The organism is Roseovarius litorisediminis, assembly GCF_900172295.1.
GTDB classification, from domain to species: Bacteria; Pseudomonadota; Alphaproteobacteria; order Rhodobacterales; family Rhodobacteraceae; genus Roseovarius; species Roseovarius litorisediminis.
In genome coordinates, this window is sequence record NZ_FWFL01000001.1 from 293318 (window position 1) to 316060 (window position 22743).

Genomic DNA, 22743 nt, shown 5'->3' on the forward strand with positions numbered 1-22743 from the left:
TCTAGCGCGATAGCGAAATATAGACGCAAATCCCTAAAAAGCGGCTGTGCTTTCTGTTTCTGTTTTTTGCGTTTCTATCTATAGTCATTCCGATGCCACCACGGCCATAACAAAAAAATCCTGGGAGATGAAACCGATGATCCGTTCGGAACTGATTCAGAAAATTGCTGATGAAAATCCACACCTATTTCAACGGGATGTTGAACGGATCGTGAATACGATTTTCAGCGAGATCACCGATGCCATGGCAGATGGAAACCGGGTTGAGCTGCGGGGGTTCGGGGCGTTTTCGGTCAAACAGCGTGATGCCCGTACCGGCCGAAATCCGCGCACCGGCGAAAGCGTGCATGTTGAAGAAAAACATGTTCCGTTCTTTAAGACCGGCAAGCTTCTCCGGGACCGTCTGAACGGGAAATAAACCCATGCGTTATATTCGTTATGCCTCGATTGCCATCTTCGCGGTGGCCCTGATCCTGATTGCGCTGGCCAACCGTACATCGGTCATGGTCAAGGTGCTGCCGGATGAACTGGCAGGCCTTGCTGCGCTTAACCCGTCTTACGAAGTCCCGCTCTTTATCGTGATCTACGGCGGCATTCTGGCCGGGCTGATTGTCGGATTTATCTGGGAATGGATCCGCGAGGCCAAAGAACGCGCTGCCGCTGCCCGTCAGGCCCGTGAAATGCAGGCCCTGCGCGCCGAGGTGAAGCGCCTAAAGGGCGAAAAGCACGAAGGCAAGGACGAGGTGCTGGCAATCCTGGAGCAGGCCAGTTAAATCAGCGCCATGTCTGCTGAAGTCAAAGTCAAAATCTGCGGTCTTACCCAGTTGGCCGATATCCCCGCTGCCGTATCGGCGGGGGCTGCTTATGTTGGGTTTGTTTTCTTTCCCAAATCCCCTCGCAATATTGAACTGGACCGTGCCCGCGACATGGCCACCCTGGTTCCTGAAGGGATTGCCAAGGTGGCGCTGACGGTTGACGCTGATAACGCGATGCTGGACATGCTGACCGACAGCGTGCCGCTGGACATGTTGCAGCTGCATGGGCACGAAACACCCGAACGTGTAACCGAGATCAAAAAGCGTTATGGTCTGCCAGTGATGAAGGCCGTGGGCGTCGCCACTGCCGAGGATCTGCCGCAACTTGATACCTATGCCCGCGTGGCCGACCAGTTGCTGGTCGATGCCAAGCCACCAAAAGGCGCCGACCGCCCCGGTGGGAATGCGCTGGCCTTTGACTGGAAACTGATTGCCGGCCGCCGCTGGCCGGTGCCCTGGATGTTGGCCGGGGGGCTTACGCCTGAAAACGTGGCACAGGCGATCCAGCTTACGGGTGCGCGTCAGATTGATGTCTCGTCTGGTGTGGAAAGCGAACCGGGCGTCAAGGATGCCAAGATGATCCGCGCGTTCATAAAGGCTGCAAAATGCAGCTGAAATTCAGAGAAGCCCGTCGCGAAGATGTCGCTAGCGTTGTCGCCCTTTTAATCGACGATACGCTAGGGCAGGGGCGTGAACTGACGGATATGGCACCTTACCTTGCAGCCTTTGATAGGATGCAGGCCGAGGGTGGAAACACGGTGATTGTGGGCGAAGACCAAACGGGAGCGGTGGTCGCCACTTATCAGCTGACCCTCATCAGCGGTCTATCGCTGTCGGCGGCGCGGCGCGCACAGGTGGAAAGCGTACGCATTGCCAGCCATATGCGCGGTCATGGTCTGGGTCACCAGATGTTCGCCGATGTCGAGGCACGGGCGCGCGCAGCGGGGTGTCGGCTGATCCAGCTGACCATGAACCGGACCCGTACCGACAGTCACCGGTTTTACGAAAGTCTTGGGTTTGAGGCGTCGCATATCGGGTTCAAGCTTTATCTGGACTGACATGGCGTGAACCGTCAGAGGCATTTGAACTTTCCGTCAGAACATTGACCCACGCCAACGAATGCCCGAGGTCTGATCCGAGCCCTGAACGGATGTCATTTCATGTTATCAAAACGGCAACGCGACGCCTTTGAGATAACGCTGGCTACACTTGGGTACTAATCTATATGCTTCGGCTATCCCGGATACACTGAAACGCAGCCGACTTGACTGGAACGGTACAGAGACTGCCATTTCCTTTGATTGGGCAAGTGCTCGCCAGAATTGTCTTTGACGTTTCGGATTTGATGCGTCCAACAGGAAAATCTGAAAGGCGCGAACCTGTGCAATAACCAGAGCATCAGTCCGAACGAATTTTTTGTTATCCAAGTACAACGTTATTTTGAACGTGTTCGAAGGAGGTTGACGCATCTTGGTCCAGCTAAGGCTTTGAAGAGTAATGACGGTCCCATCCTTCGAAAGCACAAATTGCATTTGGCCAGCATCAAGGCTTCTCCCGATCTGACACTGACCTTGTTGCCCAGACACCTCCCAAACACCGGCGCGACCAAATTTCTTGAAGTCCGCCGCGGCAACTTGTGCCGCAGAAACAGATATCACAGCCGAATAAATAAGAGCGGTTGCGAAGTGGATTATCGCCTTTTTCATGGTTCTTCTCTGTACCACATCGCGTTTAAAATAGAGGATGGCGTCATTTTGACATTGATCCCCGTCAAGCAAAACAAGTCGACCCAGTTTGCTTTAGCTGGACGTACAACCAGTTGGTCCGCAGAGCAGACTTTGTAAGGGTGGCAATTCTTGGGCCAACTCTGTTTGGCATTTGGGCTGAACTTGGGTGACGAACCGCGCCGTTTGATGCCGCCGATCACGTCCGGGTCGGGTCAGTTTTTTCCGCCGTTTCACAAAGGCAAACCGACGGGCCGGGGCCGTGAATTTACAGCTTCGGGATCGGCACCGCCGAAATTCCGGCCCCTTTCAGCAGTTTGTTGATGACGCCCCAAACGACACCCACCGAAGCATTCCACGCTTTTTCAAGGGTCAGCGCCGTCAGGTTGGCGACGGCAATGGCAAAGTTTCTGATCTTGTCTTCCAGCTGCTCCATCAGGAACTCGAACATGTCGTCGTCATCTCTCAACTCTCCGGAAGTCCGCATTCGGGAAATAAGGGCAGCCTGTTTTGAGATTTTTTTGGTCTGGGATTTGTGGAAACTGCTGATCTGATCCCAGCCCTCGGCCAACTCCTGTTTCCAGGCCTCAGCGATTTCACCGGCAATTGCGTTCAAAGATTCTGCCATGGTGTTTCTCCTCAAGTAAACTTTACTGCAATGCGGCCTCGACGGTCAGCGCCTGCTCAATCGAAATTTCATAGTCTGCGACCAACAGCGTCAGGAGACCGTCAGGCAGCCCGCGGGTTTTGTGGCGGTCCCGCATTTTCGAAAGGGTTTCGATGATTTCATTAATCGCCCTTGGTGTAACAATGGCACAGCCCTGATCCGCTTCAACCTCGGCGCAAATTTCGCCAAGCTTTGGAAGTTTTCTGAATTTTGAACTGATTTTTTGCGCACCATCTGGCTGGGGTCGTGTTTTTGCGCGGGTCAGAAGCGCGCCAAACGAGCCTATCACCTTGTGATATTGCGCGGCATGTTTGCTGAACTGTGCCTTGCTTGAGCCCCCCGACAGCGCGCTGAACAATATATGCGCATCCTTGTTTGCATCATTCAGGCCCTGATGCAGTTTCTGATCATAGTCGGGTAACAGGCTGACCGTACAGGCGGTCAGAAAAATAAAAGCTGACAGACACAATTGACGTAGGTGCGTCATGACAAACCCCCTTCGTAAAAATGATCTTTATAATAATCCCAGAAGGGTAAAGGCGCATGCTGGTCCCGGTCAAGGTTGAATGTTTCACCTCTTCCGGGCGTGTGGCACAACCAGAGTGCGCTCCAGACCAGGGTTTGCAGCGTTTTGGCTTGCAACCAAAAGGAGGCCGCAACCGCGTTTCTAACGCTGTAAATCGCAAGCCCAAGTGTCTTTGCGCAAGTCCAAACCGGTTTTCGCTGGAAAATCTCCCAATCGTCCCATATTCAACGGGGCGAACACCCGGATGGCAAAGGCATATACGATGAACGACCTTTTCAACTCCTTCATGACAGGCCCCGATGAAAAGGGCCGGTTCGGCGATTTTGGCGGGCGGTTTGTTTCAGAAACCCTGATGCCCCTGATCCTTGAGCTGGAAGCGCAGTATGAGCATGCCAAGACCGATCAGACTTTCTGGGACGAGATGGATTATCTGTGGAAACACTATGTGGGCCGTCCCAGCCCACTATACTTCGCAGAACGTCTGACCGATCATCTGGGCGGGGCGAAGATTTATCTCAAGCGGGATGAGCTGAACCACACTGGCGCCCATAAGATCAACAACGTGCTGGGGCAGATCATTTTGGCGCGGCGCATGGGCAAGACCCGGATCATTGCCGAAACCGGTGCCGGTCAGCACGGTGTGGCCACCGCCACCGTTTGCGCCAAGTTCGGGCTGAAATGTGTGGTCTATATGGGTGCACATGATGTGGAACGGCAAAAGCCCAATGTCTTCCGCATGCGTCTTCTGGGGGCCGAGGTGGTTCCCGTGACGAGCGGAAGAGGCACCCTGAAAGACGCGATGAACGATGCGTTGCGCGACTGGGTCACTAATGTGCGTGATACCTTCTACTGCATCGGTACAGTGGCAGGACCGCACCCCTATCCGGCGATGGTCCGCGATTTTCAGGCGATCATCGGCAAAGAGGCGAAAGAGCAGATGATGGAGGCCGAAGGCCGTCTGCCCGACACGATCATTGCCGCCATCGGCGGCGGGTCGAACGCCATGGGCCTGTTCTTTCCCTTCCTCGACGACAAAGAGGTGAACATCATCGGGGTCGAGGCAGGCGGTAAGGGTGTGAACGCCAAAATGGAACATTGTGCGTCGCTTACCGGCGGGCGTCCTGGGGTTCTGCACGGCAACCGGACCTATCTTTTGCAGGATGACGACGGGCAGATTCTGGAAGGTTATTCGATCTCGGCGGGCCTGGATTACCCAGGCATCGGACCGGAACATAGCTGGTTACACGAAATCGGCCGCGCCAAATATGTCGCGATCACCGACAAGGAAGCGCTGGAGGCGTTTCAGCTGTGTTGCATGCAAGAGGGGATCATCCCGGCGCTTGAACCCAGCCATGCGCTGGCCCATGTGATGAAGATCGCGCCGGAGCTTCCCGCCGACCATCTGATTTGCATGAACATGTGCGGGCGTGGCGACAAGGATATCTTTACCGTCGCGAAGCATCTGGGATTTGGCATGGACGAAGGTTAAGCGCCACCGGTGCAGATCGAAAGCATCGGGTATCTGGCACTGCGTCCGCGTGTACGAGCCGCTTGGCTGTAAACGCATTGGTTTGATACAAGCAAACGCCAGGCGCTCTACTGGAATCGCTTCGCTAAAAACGGCGGAATTTATTTTACTTGTTTGACCACGATCTGTTTGATTGACCAAACCGGTTTCTGGTACGCGTGGGATTCTCATCTCATGCGGGCCGAAGGCACCTGCAAAACAAGATCAGGTCGGGGTGCAATGAATGTTGCCGGAAGTACCACAACCAAACCCAATTGGGATTTGGTTCTGGAGTTGCCGCAGCTTACCCCCCGATCCTTAGGCTTCAGATTCTGAAACGTGCCTTCGCCCCAACTTTATCCTGAACAGCTTTGTTGGGCCCCCGGCCGGGTTTCCCAGGGGGCCGCGAGGAGCTGAATATCTAACCGCCGCAATGGTAAAGTTCAGCCGAAAAAGGCAGAACTGTGTGTCATCTCAAAGTGGGAAATGGCGGACCGAGGAGGATTCGAACCCCCGACCCCCTGATTCGTAGTCAGGTACTCTATCCAGCTGAGCTATCGGTCCGTGAGAGGAGCATCTAGACGCTGACGCACCGCGATGCAAGGGGGATTTGACAGAAATCAGCTTATGTTTTGCAAGTCGCCTTTTGGCAGCTCGATACAAAATACTGTTCCGTTTTCATTGGTGCGTTCCAGCATCAGTGCTCCACCGTGGCCCCGAATGAGTTCAGCGGCGATACTCAGGCCAAGTCCGGTGCCCCCCTTGCTGGCGCCACCCTTGAAGGGTTTGAACAAATACTCTTGGGCCTTGGGCGGAAGGCCGGGGCCGGTATCGGCGATACGGATGATCCAACTATCACTGTCTTCATGGGCAGAAACGTTGATTTCACCGGGTTTGCCGCTGCTGATAATTGCCTGTCGCGCGTTGCGCACAAGATTGGCCACAACGCGGTAAACGTGCTCGGCATCCGCGCGAACCACAAGTTTCGATGGCACGTCTTCCGAAAAACTGACCTGGTTTTCGCCAACCGAAAGCCGTTCGCTGTCAATCACGTCACTGACGATTTCGGTCAACGCAAACCGGCTGAGGGTCGGGCCGGGTTCTTCGGCGCGTCCATAGGCGAGGGTGGATTCGCAAAGATGGACCGCGCGCGTGATGGAGCTGACCAGTTTGGGGGCCATGCGTTTGACCGCCGGATCCTCGCTCATTTCAATACGGTCGGTGAAAAGTTGTGCGCTGGTCAGGATGTTGCGCAGGTCGTGGCTGATTTTGGCAACGGCACCGCCTAACTGGGCCAGATGCTCTTTTTGCTTGAGGGCGCTGGTAAGCTGCGTTTGCAGGGATTGCAGAGTTTCTTCCGCCTCGCGCAATTCAGTTACACCGGCGGAGGGGGTAATTACACGACGGGCATCTTCGGGCTCGGCGGCATAGGATTTCATGTGATCCACGACCCGTTTGATGGGTTTGACAAGGAACCGGCGCACGGCCAGGAACAACAGGACGGCGGTGAACAGCGAAATGACTGCCGATAGCAACAGAATGCGCAGGCCATAATCAAGCATCGCGTTGCGTAGCTGCGCCGTTTCCATGGTGATTTCAATGATAAGCCCACCCATCCTTACCGGATCGCCAATAACGCGGATCACTTGCGGTTCAGGAGTGATCAGGCGGTGCATGGCGTCGCCGATCAGCCGGAACGCGTTGGCGTTTCGAAGATCAAACGTGTCTGCAATAGGATAGGGTATGGGCGAAGACAGCATCAGCTGGCGGGCTTCGTCACGGCGCAAAACCACGTTGAACACGCCCGCGTTTATCAAAAGCTCTTCTTCCAGGTCGGGGCTGATGATTTCGTCGGCCAGAAGGGCCAGAGAAGCAATTTGGGCGCGTTCCAGATGCGAGAGCAGAAAATCCGCGCGGAAGCGGGCAACCGACGGAACGAATATCAGAACCTCGGCCAGCATCACGAACGCCGCTGTCAGGATCAGGAAGCGCCCCGAGAGTGAATTCAGCAACCGCATCTTTTTTGTCCCGTTTACGGAAGCCAGCGTTGAATAAAGCCGACCAGCATTTTCACCTTAGGGTTATCAAACAGCCTTGGAGAAAAATAGGCCCCCGCAGCACGTTTGTTCAGTTCGCCGATGGTCGGGTAGGGGGCAACCATGTTTGCAACATGTTTCATCTTCAGTTTGTTGGCCAGAACAAGCGCCCAGAGATTTATCAATTCGCCCGCCTGAGCCCCGGCAATAGAGGCCCCGACCGGTCGCCCGCGCACAACCATCACCTTTATCAGACCGTCGGTTTTACGTTCAGCGATAGCCCGATCGTTATGGGTATAGTGAAAACGGACGACCTCAAGATTGCCACCGTGTTCTTCTTTTGCCTGCGCCTCGGTCAGGCCGACCTGCGCCAGTTCAGGATCGGTATAGGTGGCCCAGGGGATGTGGGCATTTGTCGCCTTCGCGGGCAGGCCAAACAAGGCCGAACGGATAATCAGCCCGGCGTGATAGCCCGCCATATGGGTGAATTGTAGCCCACCGGCCACGTCGCCGATGGCATAGACGTGCCTGTTGGTGGTTTTCATCGAGTCGTCGACCTTGATCCCGCTGCGGGTGGTTTCAATGCCGGCGGCGTCTAGATTTAGCTTGTCGGTATTCGCCTTTCGCCCCACGGCCATCAACAGATGGCTGCCCTTGAAGACGCGGCCATCCTTGGCCTCAATCTCAATCGCGCCTGCTTTGCCGCGGATTTCGGCGGCCATGGCATCCTCGGCAATTTCTATACCTTCGGCACGCAGCTTACCAAGAACGATGGCGGCCATTTCAGGATCGTCCTTGCCAAGCGCCTTCATGCCTTCAATCACGGTGACCTTGCTACCAAGGCGCAGATGGGCCTGTGCCATTTCCATGCCGATCGGTCCGCCCCCTACGATCAGCAGATGTTTGGGGCGTTCGCGCAGATCAAACAGGGTTTCGTTTGTTTCATATGGAACGGAATCGAGCCCAGGAATCGGCGGAACAAAGGGGGATGAACCGGTGGCTATCACGATCCGGCGGGCGGTGATGGTGTGATTCCCGGCCTTGACCTGTGTTGCCGAGATGAAACTGCCATATTCGCGGATGACTTTGACACCGAGCCCTTCGAACCGCTCCTGGTTGTCGACCGGGGCAATCTGGGCAATAACATCGGCGACGTGATCCTTTGCGGCACCATAATCGACCTTTGGTTTCACATCAGCCACGCCAAATGGGCTGGCATGGGACTGTGCGTAGGCGGCCTTGCCGCTGGCAATCAGCGCCTTGGAGGGTACACACCCATAATTCAGGCAATCCCCCCCCATCTTGTGACCCTCAAGTAGGATGACGCTGGCGCCCAACTGAACGGCACCCGAGGCCACGGACAAGCCGCCCGAGCCGGCGCCGATGACCAGCAGGTCGGTCTTCAGATCACTCATGTTCAGATATCCTTTTTGCCGCGAACGGCCTTTATGACAATCGGCAGGGCGGCCAGAGCAGACAGGCCGAGAATGGGGCCGATGATCTGCGGCTCCCACAGAAGCGACAAATCCGGACTTTCGCCACGATCAAAAACCTCGCCAAGGCCTACACCGATCCAGGTGAAGACGATCGCGCCGGGAATGATGCCAAGAAAGGTGGTGAAAACGAAGTTGAAAAACTTCACTCCGACCAGCGCAGGTAAAAGATTGGCCACGAAAAACGGTACAGCTGGCACAAGTCGCATGAGAAAAAGTACACTGATTTCATGCTCATGCAGGCCAGTTTTTATCTTCTTCAGTGTGCCATCCGAAGTTTCAATCCTGGCTGCAAGCGCGCGCCCAAGCCCCCAGCGGGCCGCCAGAAAGATGGCGGTGGCGCCAAGCGTGGCAGCGGTGACATTGAATAGGGTTCCCAAGCTCAAACCAAACAGAAATCCGCCGGTGACCGACGCCACAGCCGCGCCGGGCAATGAAAAGGCCACGATAACGAAGTAAATAGCTATAAAGACAGCGGCAAGCCCGACGTAATTGCTATCCCGAAATGCAAGCAAAGTCTCGCGGTGTTGTCTAAGTGTGTCGAAAGTCAGGTAGTCGCGAAGCGTAAAATACCCGATCACCGCCACCACAAGTATGATCAATAGTGGCAAGTGCCGCAAAGGCGAAGCCTTGTCGGGATGTGAGGTATGTTCCATGGTCATGTTGTTGCCTGCATTGTTCTCTTCAGACTCAACATGATCACGACGAGGGGGAATAGCCATAGACCTCACGTGTGGGTGATCGCGGGTGATAGGTAACCCTTCGTAACCGCAGAGATTTGGCCGTTTTGTAACATTGCTGCCGCGCAGTGGCACGTTTTTTGTTGCAAAACCTGCCGCACGGGTTTGACTTGTGAAAAACGGGCCACTATAGACCGGGCTTCGGTTACCCCACGGGCAAGCGCGATTCCTGATCGAGTATTGCCCGCAACGTCGGAGATGGAGCGATGAAACGCACCTTTCAACCTTCTAACCTGGTTCGCAAGCGCCGCCATGGTTTTCGCGCCCGCATGGCCACCAAAGCCGGTCGCAAGATCCTGAACGCACGTCGCGCCCGCGGCCGCAAAGAACTGAGCGCGTAAGCGCCAGTTACAGGTTACGGACATGATACCGCCGGAGGCCCCTGATGAAAATGCAGGGAATGAGCCCCCGGCGGTTTCCGTTTGCCTGAAGGTCATGCGCACGCGCAGCCAGTTTCTGGCGACCGCCCGGGCAGGGCGGCAAGGTACAGCGTCGATGGTGGTGCAGGCCAGAGAACGGGGCGATGATGACCCTTGCATCAACGTTGGGTTCACCTGCTCGAAAAAGGTCGGCAATGCCGTGGCCCGGAACCAAGCAAAACGGCGACTGCGCGAAGCTGCACGTCTGGTGCTGCCCCGGTTTGGACAGGCCGGTTGGGACTATGTGCTGATCGGCCGGGCCGAGGTTACCGCCCAGCGCCCCTTTCAGGAATTGCAGAACGATCTTATCTATGCACTGAAAAAGCTGCATACACAGACATGAGCCCGCTTGCCCATATCCTTGCCCTGCCGATCAGGGGCTACCGCCTGATCTTTTCACCCTGGGTCGGGTTCAACTGCCGCTATCAGCCAACCTGCAGCCAATATGCGCTTGAGGCATTGGAAAAGCACGGCGCACTCAAGGGCGGCTGGATGGCCGCCAAACGGATCGGGCGCTGTAATCCCTGGGGGCAATGCGGATATGATCCGGTGCCGGACACATCTGATTCAACCAAGAGATAGCGACGCTTGTTTTCGAAAATTCTGCGAATTTTCCAAGAGCTGCGGAGTTGAAGCATTGCTGATCAAGTGGCTTTTCGGGCATGAAAAATAAAGCCCAGAGTATTCAGCAATAGCTGCGCTGCAAGAATCGAGGTGCTATCGGTTGGATCATAGGCCGGTGCAACCTCGACCAGATCAATACCGACGATCTGATGATTGTGGGCCACAAGCTGCATCAATTCCAGCACTTCGTAGTACAAAAATCCGCCGTGGCTGGGTGTGCCGGTACCCGGTGCGATTGACGGACAAAAGGCATCGATGTCGATGGTGACATAAAGCCGTGCCCCCGGCGGGATACGGCCCGCAACGGAATCGGTGCCCAGTTTGCGAACCTGGCGCACCGACAGGATATCCGAGCCGCGCGCACGGGCGTCTTCATAGCCCTCTTTCGCAGTCGAACTGACATTGCGGATGCCCAATTGGGTCAGTCCGGTGACATAGGGTTTTTCAGCGGCGCGGCGCATCGGGTTACCATGGCCAAAGCGCACGCCGTGGCGCTCATCGACGAAATCCAGATGCGCGTCGATCTGCAGGACGTGGATTTCGCCCTGATCGTCAAAGGCGTTGATGCAGGGAATGTTGATCGAATGGTCGCCACCGATGGTAACGGGCCGCGCACCCGCCGCCAGAATGGCGCGTACGCCGGTCTCGATATTGGCGTGGCTCTTCATCGTGTCGGTATGGACGATATCGGCATCCCCGATATCGACGATGCGCACGTCACCGGGCAAATAGGTAGCGTCGTCCTCGTGATCATAAGCTCCGCCGTGGCCAAAGCTGAACAGGGTCGAGGCCTCACGTACGGACCTGGGGCCGAACCGGGCGCCGGGGCGCCATTGGGTGCCGGCGTCAAACGGCGCGCCAAGGATGGCAACATCGGCATCGATATTCCCCCAGTCGCTGACATAAGGACGCTTGCCAAATGTCGAGATGCCAACAAAGGGCAGGTCCAACCGCCCGCTATCGTATCCGTGATTGCCCAAATCTGATGCTCCTCATGCAATATGTTGCAGTCACGTTGGCCTGAAATGTCGCAAGCAGCAAGGCACGAATTGGCCTTTCCCCCGCGCGCAATCCATGAGATAGGGAAGCGCCAAACGATCTGTCCATGGAGAAACGTGATGGAGATTCGTGAGGCGCTGACCTTCGATGATGTTCTGCTTGTACCTGCTGCGTCCAGCGTGCTGCCCAATACGGCGGATACGCGTACGCGGGCAACCCGTTCGATCAACCTGAATATACCACTGCTGAGTTCGGCCATGGATACGGTGACCGAGTCGGAAATGGCGATCTGCATGGCACAGGCTGGTGGCATGGGGGTTCTACACCGCAATCTGGATATAGAAGAGCAGGCCCGCCAGGTGCGCCGCGTGAAGCGGTTTGAAAGTGGTATCGTTTACAACCCGATCACCCTGACGGCTGATCAGACTCTGGCGGATGCGAAAGAACTGCAGGCCCGTTACCGCGTCAGTGGCTTTCCGGTGATTGATGAAAAGGGACGGGTGGTAGGTATCGTGACCAACCGCGATATGCGCTTTGCCACTGATGATGACACGCCTGTGCGGGTGATGATGACCAGTGACGATCTGGCGATGTTGACCGAGCCTGCTGATCTTGATGAGGCAAAAAGCCTGATGAAGGCACGCCGGATCGAAAAGCTTCTGGTCACTGACGGAAAGGGCAAGCTGACCGGTTTGCTGACGCTGAAAGATACCGAACAGGCGGTGCTGAACCCGCATGCCTGCAAGGATACGCTGGGGCGTTTGCGAGTGGCTGCCGCCTCGACCGTGGGGGACGCCGGGTTTGAGCGTAGTCAGGCCCTGGTCGAAGCTGGTGTGGACATGATTGTGATCGACACGGCACATGGCCATTCCGAGGGTGTCGCCATCGCCGTGGAGCGCGCCAAGAAATTGTCGAACGAAGTGCAGATCGTAGCCGGGAACGTCGCCACCGCCGAGGCAACACGCGCGCTGATCGGGGCGGGTGCGGATGCAATCAAGGTGGGCATCGGTCCGGGTAGCATTTGTACCACGCGGATGGTGGCTGGTGTGGGCGTACCTCAGTTGACTGCGATCATGGATTGTGCTCGCGGCGCGGGCGATGTGCCGGTGATCGCTGATGGTGGCATCAAGTTTTCGGGCGACTTCGCCAAGGCTATCGCCGCAGGCGCATCCTGTGCCATGGTCGGCTCTATGCTGGCGGGGACCGATGAAAGCCCGGGCGAGGTGATTCTGTATCAGGGCCGCAGTTTCAAGGCCTACCGCGGTATGGGCTCGCTTGGGGCGATGGCACGTGGCAGCGCGGACCGTTATTTCCAGAAGGACGCAGCCAGTGACAAGCTGGTGCCCGAAGGGATTGAGGGGCAGGTGCCTTACAAAGGTTCTGCAGGGACGGTCATCCACCAACTGGTCGGCGGCCTGCGCGCGGCCATGGGGTATACCGGTTGCGCCACTGTGGAAGACATGCGCCGGAACTGTGCGTTTGTCCGTATCACCGGGGCTGGCCTGAAAGAAAGCCATGTGCATGATGTACAGATCACCCGTGAAAGCCCGAATTACAGAATTGGGTAGCCTTATCAGATTACTATTCCACAAAGTTGGTGTGAAACCGTGACCCCGGCTGCGCGCGTTCAGGCTTCCATTGACCTGCTTGATGACATCCTTGCGGGAAGCGCGGTTGAAAAGGCGCTGACCGGATGGGCCAGACGTTCGCGGTTTGCCGGATCAAAAGATCGCGCCGCGGTGCGTGATCACGTGTTTCAAGCGCTGCGATGCCGACGATCCTACGCCTGTCTGGGCGGGTCCGAGACCGGGCGGGGAATTATGATCGGGGCTTTGCGCGCTGCGGGAACAGACCTCGGTTCGGTTTTTACCGGGGAAGGATATGCGCCCGCGCCACTGACACCCGATGAGACCGGGACTGTTCAGGCGCCGCTGAACGGCGGCCAGAGTCTGGACCTTCCCGATTGGCTATTGCCGTTGTTCAACGTTTCGTTGGGGGGAAACGCTGAACAGACTGCGTTGGCCCTGCGGGAACGTGCACCGGTGATGCTGCGGGCCAATCTGCGTAAGACAGCGGTCGATCAGGTGCTTTCGAAGTTGGCGGAAGACGGGATTGTCGCCGAACCTGACCCGATTGCAAAAACAGCGCTGCGCGTGGTTGAAGGCGAACGCCGCATTGCCTCGTCGTCGGCTTATCTGGACGGCTTTGTTGAATTGCAGGACGGGTCGAGCCAGGCAGCGGTTGAAACGCTGACAATACCGGCCGGCGCGCGCATTCTGGATTATTGCGCGGGCGGTGGTGGCAAGGTTCTGGCGATGGCGGGCCTTCATGAGGCAAGATGGTTCGCGCATGATGCCTTGCCGCAACGGATGAAAGACCTGCCCGAGCGGGCAACACGTGCCGGTGTGTCCGTGACCTTGTTGGAAACTGCTGACCTTGAAGCACAGGACTCGTTTGATCTGGTTCTGTGCGATGTTCCCTGTTCGGGCAGCGGGACATGGCGCCGAAGCCCTGATGCCAAATGGCGGTTTACGCCGGATCGCCTGAAAGAGCTGCAAAACCTTCAATCGGACATTTTGCACAAGGCCGCCGGACTGGTCGCTTCTGGTGGCGTACTGGCCTACAGCACCTGTTCTGTTCTGATCGAGGAAAATGAGGGTCAGATCGCTGATTTTGCAGGCCAGACACCTGGCTGGGCTGTCAGATATCAGAAACGCTGGCCTGTCAGTGAGGCCGGCGACGGATTCTTCGTAGCACTCTTAAGTAGAGTCTGAGCCTTAAAGCGCAATCTTGACGTGCCAAGACGGATGTCATTAAGTTTGGCTTAAACCTTTTCGCCCAAAACGGTCGTGACGAATCGGCAATTGGGAGCGTTCGGTGGCATTCATGAGTTTCTCTGCATCGCCGGTTCATCTTGCTGCGATGCATTTCAGATCCAGGATCGGGTTCATACTGATCGCTGGCCTGTTGTTCGCCTTGTCCGCGTGGTTAACCCCCGGCGCTGTTCCACAGTTGCTGCTTTTTTCCGTGGCCATAACACTTTGGCTGGCCGCTTTGTGGATCAACGCTGTGACCTGGGGGGCGGACCAGGCAGGGCAGCGGGCCGCTGCGACGATTGCCGAGCTGATTGGTGATGATTCCGTGCCGTGTCTTTTGACCGGGGCCAACGGGGATATCGTGTACGGCAATGACGCGGCCAACAAGACCTATGACGCAGGCGTTTCAAAGACACTTGCGGGGGCGTTGCAACAAGTTTTGGCCAATCCTGGCGCGATCCTTTTCCGAATGGAGACACGCGCCAAAGCAATGGGATCGGCCCATGAAGATCTTGTGACCCGGCAAGGCCATTTGCGATTGAGTGTGAATCGGGCCGGAAAAGAACAATTTCTGTGGCGCATCGAAAAATCAGCAAATCAGCCGCAACGCGACGGTGATCCGGTGCCATTGCCAATGCTGACGGTCGGTCGCAATGACGCGGTTTTGTTCATGAATGCAGCGGCACGCACACTGGTTGGGGAAAGAGTGCGCACGCTTGATCGGATTTGTCCCAAGCTGCCCTTAAGATCGGGACAATTGAACGATATCAATACGCACACCGGGTTGGCCTCTTGTCTGGTGGTCGAGCTGGAGGGGACGGCTGGCCGACGAGAAGTGTTTTTGTTGCCCGGTGTTGCGGCCACTGAAAGACAACCGGATGGATGGGCCTTTTTTGATGAACTGCCCGTTCCGCTGCTGAAAATAGCGCGCAACGGGGACATTCAATTGTCCAATCGTCCCGCCCGGGATCTGCTGGGCGTAGAAAGCTGTTCTGGCAAGGTGCTTGGCGACCTGATGGAAGGGCTGGGCCGCTCGATTTCCGACTGGCTTGATGACGCCGCCACCGGGCGCGGAACAGTTCATTCTGAATTCCTGCGGGTACGCCGGGAAGACAAAGAGGTTTTTGTTCAGGTCACTCTGAACCGGGCCCTGGAAGGGGGACAAACGGTTCTGATTGCGGTGCTGAGTGATGCAACCCAGTTGAAATCACTGGAGGCGCAGTTCGTTCAGAGCCAGAAAATGCAGGCCATCGGCCAGCTTGCGGGCGGTGTGGCCCATGATTTCAACAATCTCTTGACGGCGATATCGGGCCATTGCGACTTACTTTTACTGCGTCACGACCAAGGCGACACAGACTATGCTGATCTGATGCAGATTAACCAAAACGCCAATCGCGCAGCCGCGTTGGTGAGTCAGCTTTTGGCCTATTCACGCAAACAGACCCTGCGGCCAGAAGTGGTTGATTTGCGTGATACATTGTCCGATCTGACTCATCTACTAAACCGGTTGGTGGGCGAGAAAGTGACATTGTCGTTGCGCCATGATCCAATGTTGTCGGCCATTCGCGCAGACAAGCGGCAGCTGGAACAGGTGCTGATGAATCTGGTTGTAAATGCCCGCGACGCCCTGCCGAACGGTGGGGATATTCAGATCATTACTGAGAATCTGATCTTGACCGAACCGATGCAGCGCGACCGGGCGGTCGTGGCGCCGGGCCGTTATGTTTCGGTCAAGGTGATTGATGAAGGTGTAGGGATTCCGGCTGACAAGCTTCAGAAAGTGTTCGAGCCGTTTTATACGACCAAACGCACAGGCGAAGGAACGGGACTGGGCCTTTCGACCGCGTATGGCATCATAAAACAGACTGGCGGTTTCATCTTCGCGGACAGCAATGTGGGAGAGGGAACCTGCTTTCTGTTGTTGTTGCCTGCTCATATGGTTGAGGAAAAAGAAGTTCCCTTACCGGTCGAAATATCGAATGCACAAACGGTAACCGAAGGTGTTGTTCTGCTGGTCGAAGATGAGGCGCCGGTGCGCGCTTTTGCCAGCCGCGCACTGCAAATGCGCGGCCTGACGGTGCTTGAGGCCGAGTCTGCAGAAGACGCGCTGGAGCTTTTGGCAGATGAAAGCCTGAAAGTGGATGTGTTTGTAACAGACGTTGTCATGCCGGGCCTTGATGGCCCCAGCTGGGTTCAGCAAGCGTTGAAAAAACGCCCGGGTGTAAATGTTGTCTTTGTTTCAGGCTATGCCGAGGAAACATTCGGCGACACGCAAGCCAGGATTCCCAACTCTGTTTTCCTGCCCAAGCCCTTTTCACTGACCGAACTAACGGAAGTTGTTCAACGACAACTTGCGTGAAGCGGTTGGAAAAGCTTGGGGTGCTGCGGTCGCGTGCTACCGGGCGTTGGGCAATGGCTTATACCGGCCGCAAGCCTCGATACTATCATAAAGCTGGAATTCGCCGGCAAATTTCCGGCGAAATCGCATCTCGACATTGGATGACAGAGTTAAAGGCGCTGCTGGTGAGACATTGATGTTTGGCAGCGTGATATTGGTTTGCAGGCGCTCTTCCAGAAAAGCGATGAGGCCGGGCTGATCTTCGTAGCGAAACAGATGCGTGACGCCGGTGCCGTTTTTTTGCGTTTCAAGGAATTTCGCCTGAGACCCCACTTCGGCAAAGGCAGGTCTGTTTCCTTTCATATAGGCAAGAACAAATTCGTCAAAGGTAACGCCATGGGTTGCATTTTCCTGCCCCTGCACGGCATCGCGCTGCCGGTACCGATACCAGCTGCCCAGCCAGTTGATGGGTTCACGCATGACGGCAAGAACATCCATCTTTTCAGACACAAATTTTTCCAGCATTGGACGGAAGAAACGGTTGTAGCGAAAAACCGGAGCGTGTTTTAACTCGGGTGGATCCGAGATGATCATCGCCGCTTGCGGGCCAAGTGCCGCCTCGAAAGCCGAGGTTCCGGTTTTGGGAACGGACAAAAAAACCAACCGGGCCTTTGAAAACACAAGCATTTTTTGGCAACTCCTTTTGAATGACCTGAATTTATTGGTCGTAAACTACTCTTTAACCGTTTCAGGCAAAAGTGAAGGCACAAAGAATTCTCTTGAAATGTTCTCTTTTTGTATCCATAAGTTAATGAGAACAAGAGGCGAACAAACGCAGTGATTGCCGCCCGTGACAGGGTGTGGAATAAGGAACCAGAACAATGGCAACGGCAGATCTTTTATCCATGGACAGCAAGAAAAAAGAGGACAAGCAAAAGGCGCTTGATAGCGCGTTGGCGCAGATTGAACGGCAGTTCGGCAAGGGCTCGATCATGAAACTGGGCGCCGATAACCCGGCGCAGGATATCGAAGCTACACCGACCGGGTCACTGGGGCTGGATATTGCTCTTGGCATTGGCGGTCTGCCCAAAGGCCGGGTGGTTGAGATTTACGGACCCGAAAGCTCGGGCAAGACAACGCTAACGCTGCATTGCATCGCCGAAGAACAGAAAAAAGGCGGGGTTTGCGCCTTTGTCGATGCTGAACACGCGATGGACCCGATTTATGCCCGCAAACTTGGCGTCAATCTGGATGAATTACTGATCTCGCAGCCAGATACGGGGGAGCAGGCACTGGAGATCGTGGATACGCTGGTACGCTCGGGCGCGGTGAGCATGATCGTGGTCGATTCAGTTGCTGCACTGACGCCGAAATCTGAACTTGAAGGCGAAATGAGCGACAGCAGTGTTGGCGTGCATGCCCGGTTGATGAGCAAGGCGATGCGCAAGCTGACCGGTTCCATCAGCCGCACCAAATGCACGGTGATCTTCATCAATCAGATCCGCATGAAAATTGGCGTGATGTTTGGCAGCCCCGAAACCACCACAGGGGGTAACGCGCTGAAGTTTTACAGCTCGGTCCGGCTGGATATCCGCCGCATCGGATCAATCAAGGATCGCGACGAGGTTGTCGGCAATGCCACGCGCGTAAAGGTGGTCAAGAACAAGGTGGCACCGCCCTTCAAACAGGTTGAATTCGACATCATGTATGGCGAAGGTATCAGCAAGATGGGCGAATTGCTGGATCTGGGCGTCAAGGCTGGTGTGGTAGAGAAATCAGGTAGCTGGTTCAGCTATGCTGACGAACGGATTGGCCAGGGTCGCGAAAATGCCAAAACCTTTCTCAAGGAGAATGTCAGGACCGCCCTGGAGATCGAAGATAAGATTCGTGCTGCACACGGGCTCGATTTTGACATGCCTGAAGTTGAGCCAGAAGCAGACGATGGTGACATTCTGGAAGCGTGATACCAACGTCTGAGTAACCAAGAGAGCCCAAGGTCTTTGCCTTGGGCTTTTTCTTGCGGTGGACACGGGGTTCCGGCACCGCTAAATCAGCGGGACGCCTGGCCACAAATGCCCAGAAAGAGACGCCCATGCCCACACTGAATGAAATCCGCTCCACCTTTTTGAACTTCTTTGAAAAAAACGATCACCGGATCGTCGAAAGCTCGCCTCTGGTGCCGCGCAACGACCCGACGCTGATGTTTACCAACTCGGGCATGGTGCAGTTCAAGAACTGTTTCACCGGGGTAGAGCATCGTGATTACAAACGAGCGACTACCAGTCAGAAATGTGTACGCGCCGGCGGCAAGCACAACGATCTGGATAATGTGGGCTACACCGCGCGGCATCATACCTTCTTTGAAATGCTCGGAAATTTCAGCTTTGGCGATTATTTCAAGGAACAGGCAATCCCGTATGCCTGGGATCTGCTGACCAAGGATTTTGGTCTGGATAAATCCAAGTTGCTGGTCACGGTTTACCATACCGATGACGAAGCAGCGGATATCTGGAAGAAATATGCCGGGCTTTCCGATGATCGGATTATCCGCATCGCCACGGATGATAATTTCTGGTCGATGGGGGCCACCGGCCCCTGTGGGCCCTGTACGGAAATTTTCTATGATCATGGCCCCGAAATCTGGGGTGGTCCTCCGGGCAGTGCCGAAGAGGACGGGGATCGGTTTATCGAGATCTGGAACCTTGTTTTCATGCAGAACGAACGGTTCGAGGATGGCACACAGCGCGATCTTGACATGCAGTCGATTGACACAGGCATGGGGCTGGAGCGGATCGGCGCGCTGTTGCAGGGCAAGCACGACAATTACGATACCGATCTGATGCGAAGCCTGATCGAGGCCAGCGCACATGTAACCAGTCAGGATCCGGACGGGCCGGGCAACGTGCACCACCGGGTGATTGCGGACCATTTACGCTCCACCTCTTTTCTGATTGCAGATGGGGTCATGCCCTCGAATGAGGGGCGTGGTTATGTGCTGCGCCGTATCATGCGGCGCGCGATGCGCCACGCCCATCAGTTGGGGGCAAAAGACCCGGTGATGCATCAGTTGGTACCGGCGCTGGTGACGCAGATGGGGCAGGCCTTTCCCGAACTTGGCCGGGCGCAAACGCTGATCGAAGAGACACTCAAACTGGAAGAGACGCGGTTCAAGCAAACCCTCGATCGGGGGCTGCGGCTTTTGGATGAAGAGCTGTCGGACTTGCCCGAGGGCGCGGCATTGGCGGGCGAAACCGCGTTCAAGCTCTACGACACATATGGGTTTCCGCTCGACCTGACACAGGATGCGTTGCGCGAAAAGGGACGCGAGGTGGATACCCAAGGCTTTGATGCCGCCATGGCCGAGCAAAAGGCCAAAGCACGAGCGGCCTGGTCGGGCACGGGCGAAGCCGCGGATGCATCGGTTTGGTTCGATATAGCCGAGGCAAGCGGAACCACGGATTTCCTGGGGTATGACACGGAAAAAGCCGAAGGGCAGATCATTGCCCTGGTCCGCGAAGGTGGTCAGACAGATCGGGCCGAAAAAGGTACGACGTTGCAGATAGTTCTGAATCAAACGCCGTTCTACGCCGAATCCGGGGGGCAGGTCGGTGACAAGGGCATGCTGAGAACCGAAAGCGGCACGGCGCGCATCACCGACACCAAAAAGGCTGCGGGCCTTTTTATTCACATAGCAGAGGTGACCGACGGGGTTATCAGCAAGGGGCAGGCGGCCCAGTTGGAGGTTGACCACGCGCGCCGCACCGCCATCCGCGCCAACCATTCGGCAACACATTTGCTGCATGAAGCGCTGCGCAACGCCCTGGGCGATCATGTGGCGCAACGCGGATCGCTTAATGCCGAGGATCGGCTGCGGTTTGATTTCAGCCACAGCAAGGCGCTGTCGGCAGAGGAACTGAAACGCGTGGGAGAAGAGGTTAACACCTATATCCGTCAGAACGCGCCGGTGGAAACCCGGATCATGACGCCAGATGATGCACGTGAACTGGGCGCGCAGGCGCTTTTTGGCGAAAAATACGGCGACGAGGTGCGCGTTGTGTCGATGGGCCTTGAAGAAGGGTCTGGCAAGGGGCTGGACGGGCAGACCTATTCGCTGGAGCTGTGCGGCGGCACCCACGTGCGTCAGACAGGCGATATTGGTGTGTTTGTGGCCACGAGCGATCAGGCGTCGAGCGCCGGTGTGCGCCGGATCGAAGCGCTGACGGGTCAGGCAGCCTTTGACCATCTCAGTGAACAGGCCCGGCGGATTGAGGCGCTTGCCGGTGAACTGAAAGCCAAGCCCGAGGATGTTGTCATACGCGTCAAGACGTTGATGGATGAACGCAAGGCGCTGTCCAACGAGGTGGCCCAGTTGCGTCGCGAGTTGGCGATGGCCGGCGGCGCAGGCCAGGGCGCCGGCCCCGAGGCAAAGGAAATTGCCGGCGTCAGATTTCTGGCGCAGGTGATGACAGGCGTGTCTGGCAAAGACCTGCCGGCCCTGATCGACGAACACAAGTCCCGACTTGAGTCTGGTGCCGTGCTGCTGATTGCCGACACGGGTGATAAGGTCGCGGTCGCCGCAGGTGTGACGGATGACTTGACGGATAAGGTTTCTGCTGTTGATCTGGTCAAGGCTGCTGTGGCTGAGCTGGGCGGCAAGGGCGGGGGTGGCCGGCCCGACATGGCACAAGGTGGTGGCAAGGATGCCGCCAATGCCGATGCCGCAATCAAGGCTGCCGAAGGGGTTTTGACACCCTGAGGAGGAAATATGAGCGCCTATATCATTGCCCGGATCAATGTGACGGACCCTGAGGACTACAAAACCTATGCCAGCCAGACTGTGGCATTGGCGGAAAAAGCCGGGGGACGGTTTCTTGCAAAAGGTGGGGCTCAGACGCAGTTAGAGGGCAATTGCCCTGACCGGCATGTGATCATCGAGTTTCCCGATCACGAGACGGCGCTGGCCTGGTATAACTCGGACGCCTATCGGCGCATTTTACCCATCGCGCTGAGCAGCAGCGAGAGAGATATTGTCGTCGTGGACGGCATTTAGCATCCAAAGGAAAGGAAAAATGCGATGCCTGCACTCTGGATCGCCCATGTCACCGTGACCGATGAAGAAGCCTATGCCAAATACGCCAAACTGGCGGGGCCCGCGATAGCCAAACATGGCGGAGAATTTATCGCTCGAGGCGGACGTTATGTGCAGTTGGAAGGCAGGGATCGGCCGCGCAATGTTGTTGCCCGGTTTCCATCGGTTGAAGCTGCTGAAACATGTTATCACTCGGCCGAATATCAAGAAGCGTTAAGCCACGCCCGCGGCGCATCAGAGCGCGAGTTACTGATTGTGGAAACCACCTGAACGATTACGGGGCTTCGAAATCAAAACGGATTTTCCCCGACATGATCTGTCCGACATAGCTGCAGGCATCTTCCTGCTGTGACAGATGAGTCCATGCCTTTTGAATGAAAATATCTGGCGCCATCATCAGGAAAACGGCGTTTATTTCATCGTTTTCGATTGTTTTGTCCAGATTCATCCCTACCCCCAGATCGCTGTGGCCCGCATGGATCAGCGACCTGATTTGCATAGTATAGGCAACATATTCGGCGGTCGCCGGACAAATGCCGGTAGCGCAGGGGATCTTGTCGAAGGCAGCATGTGAGAGTTCGTGAGTCACAATGCTGTCAAAGAACTGTTCGGTGGGAAACTCCGCAAAGGCGCTGTTGGGTTTACGCAGGGCACCTGTGGCGTCAGGTGGCAAGATTTCAATTCGATTCTCGCCGCAGTGATAAAGCCCCATACAGTTTTCCGGCAAAGATTTGACGACCTCTATTTCGACAGGGTCGGTTATGATCACATTGCACTCACGCAGTAGCTTATATGCCCGCCGTGCGGATTGGCAGGTGCGTTGACGCATTTCAGATGTCGAAGCGCTCACTGAAACCGGAATGCCAGTGCAAGAAAGCGCATCGCCAGACGTGGCTTGCGTCCCAAGACACAGGACGCAAGACCAAATCAATTTTCGTGCCATCTGCACC

General features: G+C 56.1%; 24 protein-coding genes and 1 tRNA gene. 15 read left to right on the top strand and 10 right to left on the bottom strand.

Going from position 1 to position 22743, the window contains the following annotated elements; genetic code table 11:
• The first annotated feature begins 136 nt into the window (after positions 1-136).
• Genes ihfB through PEL8287_RS01350 form a run of 4 tightly spaced genes read left to right on the top strand, consistent with a single transcriptional unit; the run spans position 137 to position 1873 of the window.
• Positions 137-418: an integration host factor subunit beta gene (gene ihfB / locus PEL8287_RS01335; protein ID WP_085890947.1), complete on the top strand. Its 282-nt coding sequence runs from the start codon at positions 137-139 to the stop codon at positions 416-418.
• A 4-nt stretch (positions 419-422) separates the two neighbouring features.
• Positions 423-773: a lipopolysaccharide assembly protein LapA domain-containing protein gene (locus PEL8287_RS01340; protein WP_085890558.1), complete on the top strand. Its 351-nt coding sequence runs from the start codon at positions 423-425 to the stop codon at positions 771-773.
• A 9-nt stretch (positions 774-782) separates the two neighbouring features.
• Complete coding sequence (locus tag PEL8287_RS01345) at positions 783-1430, top strand: phosphoribosylanthranilate isomerase (protein ID WP_085890559.1); 648 nt, start codon at positions 783-785, stop codon at positions 1428-1430.
• The gene (locus PEL8287_RS01350; RefSeq protein ID WP_085890560.1) at positions 1421-1873 is read left to right on the top strand and encodes a GNAT family N-acetyltransferase; all 453 of its coding nucleotides are present in this window, start codon (positions 1421-1423) and stop codon (positions 1871-1873) included. The genes PEL8287_RS01345 and PEL8287_RS01350 overlap by 10 nt, the downstream gene beginning before the upstream one ends.
• Before the next feature lie 108 nt (positions 1874-1981).
• On the opposite strand, the gene PEL8287_RS01355 is transcribed toward PEL8287_RS01350, so the two are convergent.
• The 3 genes from PEL8287_RS01355 to PEL8287_RS01365 all read right to left on the bottom strand — a co-directional run bounded on the left by PEL8287_RS01355 (position 1982) and on the right by PEL8287_RS01365 (position 3693).
• Entirely contained in the window at positions 1982-2521 is a 540-nt protein-coding gene (locus tag PEL8287_RS01355) for a hypothetical protein (protein WP_139837661.1), read from the bottom strand.
• A gap of 286 nt (positions 2522-2807) precedes the next feature.
• Positions 2808-3167, bottom strand: a complete 360-nt coding sequence (locus PEL8287_RS01360; RefSeq protein ID WP_085890562.1) for a hypothetical protein — start codon at positions 3165-3167, stop codon at positions 2808-2810.
• A 22-nt stretch (positions 3168-3189) separates the two neighbouring features.
• Positions 3190-3693 carry a hypothetical protein gene (locus PEL8287_RS01365; RefSeq protein ID WP_085890563.1) on the bottom strand — a complete coding sequence of 168 codons (504 nt, stop codon included), beginning with the start codon at positions 3691-3693 and terminating at the stop codon, positions 3190-3192.
• 301 nt (positions 3694-3994) lie between these two features.
• On the opposite strand from PEL8287_RS01365, the gene trpB reads away from it, so the two are divergent.
• Positions 3995-5221, top strand: coding sequence for a tryptophan synthase subunit beta (gene trpB, locus PEL8287_RS01370; RefSeq protein ID WP_085890948.1), 1227 nt, complete (start codon positions 3995-3997; stop codon positions 5219-5221).
• A gap of 505 nt (positions 5222-5726) precedes the next feature.
• On the opposite strand, the gene PEL8287_RS01375 is transcribed toward trpB, so the two are convergent.
• From PEL8287_RS01375 to PEL8287_RS01390, 4 genes are all read right to left on the bottom strand, one after another.
• A tRNA-Arg gene (locus PEL8287_RS01375) sits at positions 5727-5803 on the bottom strand.
• Positions 5804-5859: 56 nt separating this feature from the next.
• A complete protein-coding gene (locus PEL8287_RS01380; protein ID WP_085890949.1) occupies positions 5860-7251 on the bottom strand; it encodes a sensor histidine kinase in 1392 nt (463 codons plus the stop codon).
• Between the two features lie 20 nt (positions 7252-7271).
• Entirely contained in the window at positions 7272-8690 is a 1419-nt protein-coding gene (locus tag PEL8287_RS01385; RefSeq protein WP_085890564.1) for a dihydrolipoyl dehydrogenase family protein, read from the bottom strand.
• 2 nt (positions 8691-8692) lie between these two features.
• Positions 8693-9430, bottom strand: coding sequence for a TVP38/TMEM64 family protein (locus PEL8287_RS01390; protein WP_085890565.1), 738 nt, complete (start codon positions 9428-9430; stop codon positions 8693-8695).
• 284 nt (positions 9431-9714) lie between these two features.
• Here PEL8287_RS01390 and rpmH point away from each other — a divergent pair, with 284 nt between their 5' ends.
• Genes rpmH through yidD form a run of 3 tightly spaced genes read left to right on the top strand, consistent with a single transcriptional unit; the run spans position 9715 to position 10509 of the window.
• Entirely contained in the window at positions 9715-9849 is a 135-nt protein-coding gene (gene rpmH / locus PEL8287_RS01395) for a 50S ribosomal protein L34 (protein ID WP_027241708.1), read from the top strand.
• Between the two features lie 22 nt (positions 9850-9871).
• The gene (rnpA, locus tag PEL8287_RS01400) at positions 9872-10270 is read left to right on the top strand and encodes a ribonuclease P protein component (protein WP_085890566.1); all 399 of its coding nucleotides are present in this window, start codon (positions 9872-9874) and stop codon (positions 10268-10270) included.
• Positions 10267-10509, top strand: a complete 243-nt coding sequence (gene yidD, locus PEL8287_RS01405) for a membrane protein insertion efficiency factor YidD (RefSeq protein WP_085890567.1) — start codon at positions 10267-10269, stop codon at positions 10507-10509. Before rnpA ends, yidD begins: the two co-directional genes overlap by 4 nt.
• A gap of 62 nt (positions 10510-10571) precedes the next feature.
• Here yidD and speB read toward each other — a convergent pair whose 3' ends face one another.
• Positions 10572-11531, bottom strand: a complete 960-nt coding sequence (gene speB / locus PEL8287_RS01410; RefSeq protein WP_085890568.1) for an agmatinase — start codon at positions 11529-11531, stop codon at positions 10572-10574.
• A 138-nt stretch (positions 11532-11669) separates the two neighbouring features.
• Between speB and guaB the strand changes: the two genes are divergently transcribed.
• The 3 genes from guaB to PEL8287_RS01425 all read left to right on the top strand — a co-directional run bounded on the left by guaB (position 11670) and on the right by PEL8287_RS01425 (position 16725).
• Positions 11670-13118, top strand: coding sequence for an IMP dehydrogenase (gene guaB, locus PEL8287_RS01415; RefSeq protein WP_085890569.1), 1449 nt, complete (start codon positions 11670-11672; stop codon positions 13116-13118).
• A gap of 39 nt (positions 13119-13157) precedes the next feature.
• On the top strand, positions 13158-14324 hold the full coding sequence (locus PEL8287_RS01420) for an RsmB/NOP family class I SAM-dependent RNA methyltransferase (RefSeq protein WP_085890570.1): 1167 nt from the start codon (positions 13158-13160) through the stop codon (positions 14322-14324).
• A 112-nt stretch (positions 14325-14436) separates the two neighbouring features.
• Positions 14437-16725: an ATP-binding protein gene (locus PEL8287_RS01425; protein ID WP_085890571.1), complete on the top strand. Its 2289-nt coding sequence runs from the start codon at positions 14437-14439 to the stop codon at positions 16723-16725.
• 36 nt (positions 16726-16761) lie between these two features.
• On the opposite strand, the gene PEL8287_RS01430 is transcribed toward PEL8287_RS01425, so the two are convergent.
• The gene (locus PEL8287_RS01430) at positions 16762-17391 is read right to left on the bottom strand and encodes a gamma-glutamyl kinase (RefSeq protein ID WP_085890572.1); all 630 of its coding nucleotides are present in this window, start codon (positions 17389-17391) and stop codon (positions 16762-16764) included.
• A gap of 194 nt (positions 17392-17585) precedes the next feature.
• Between PEL8287_RS01430 and recA the strand changes: the two genes are divergently transcribed.
• The 4 genes from recA to PEL8287_RS01450 all read left to right on the top strand — a co-directional run bounded on the left by recA (position 17586) and on the right by PEL8287_RS01450 (position 22063).
• Complete coding sequence (recA, locus tag PEL8287_RS01435) at positions 17586-18668, top strand: recombinase RecA (RefSeq protein ID WP_085890573.1); 1083 nt, start codon at positions 17586-17588, stop codon at positions 18666-18668.
• Positions 18669-18796: 128 nt separating this feature from the next.
• Positions 18797-21460: an alanine--tRNA ligase gene (alaS, locus tag PEL8287_RS01440; RefSeq protein ID WP_085890574.1), complete on the top strand. Its 2664-nt coding sequence runs from the start codon at positions 18797-18799 to the stop codon at positions 21458-21460.
• A 9-nt stretch (positions 21461-21469) separates the two neighbouring features.
• Positions 21470-21754 (top strand): DUF1330 domain-containing protein, encoded by a 285-nt coding sequence (locus PEL8287_RS01445; RefSeq protein WP_085890575.1) that lies wholly within the window; start codon positions 21470-21472, stop codon positions 21752-21754.
• A 24-nt stretch (positions 21755-21778) separates the two neighbouring features.
• The gene (locus PEL8287_RS01450) at positions 21779-22063 is read left to right on the top strand and encodes a DUF1330 domain-containing protein (RefSeq protein WP_085890576.1); all 285 of its coding nucleotides are present in this window, start codon (positions 21779-21781) and stop codon (positions 22061-22063) included.
• A gap of 4 nt (positions 22064-22067) precedes the next feature.
• On the opposite strand, the gene PEL8287_RS01455 is transcribed toward PEL8287_RS01450, so the two are convergent.
• Complete coding sequence (locus PEL8287_RS01455) at positions 22068-22736, bottom strand: DUF6639 family protein (RefSeq protein ID WP_503167644.1); 669 nt, start codon at positions 22734-22736, stop codon at positions 22068-22070.
• Positions 22737-22743 lie beyond the last annotated feature (7 nt).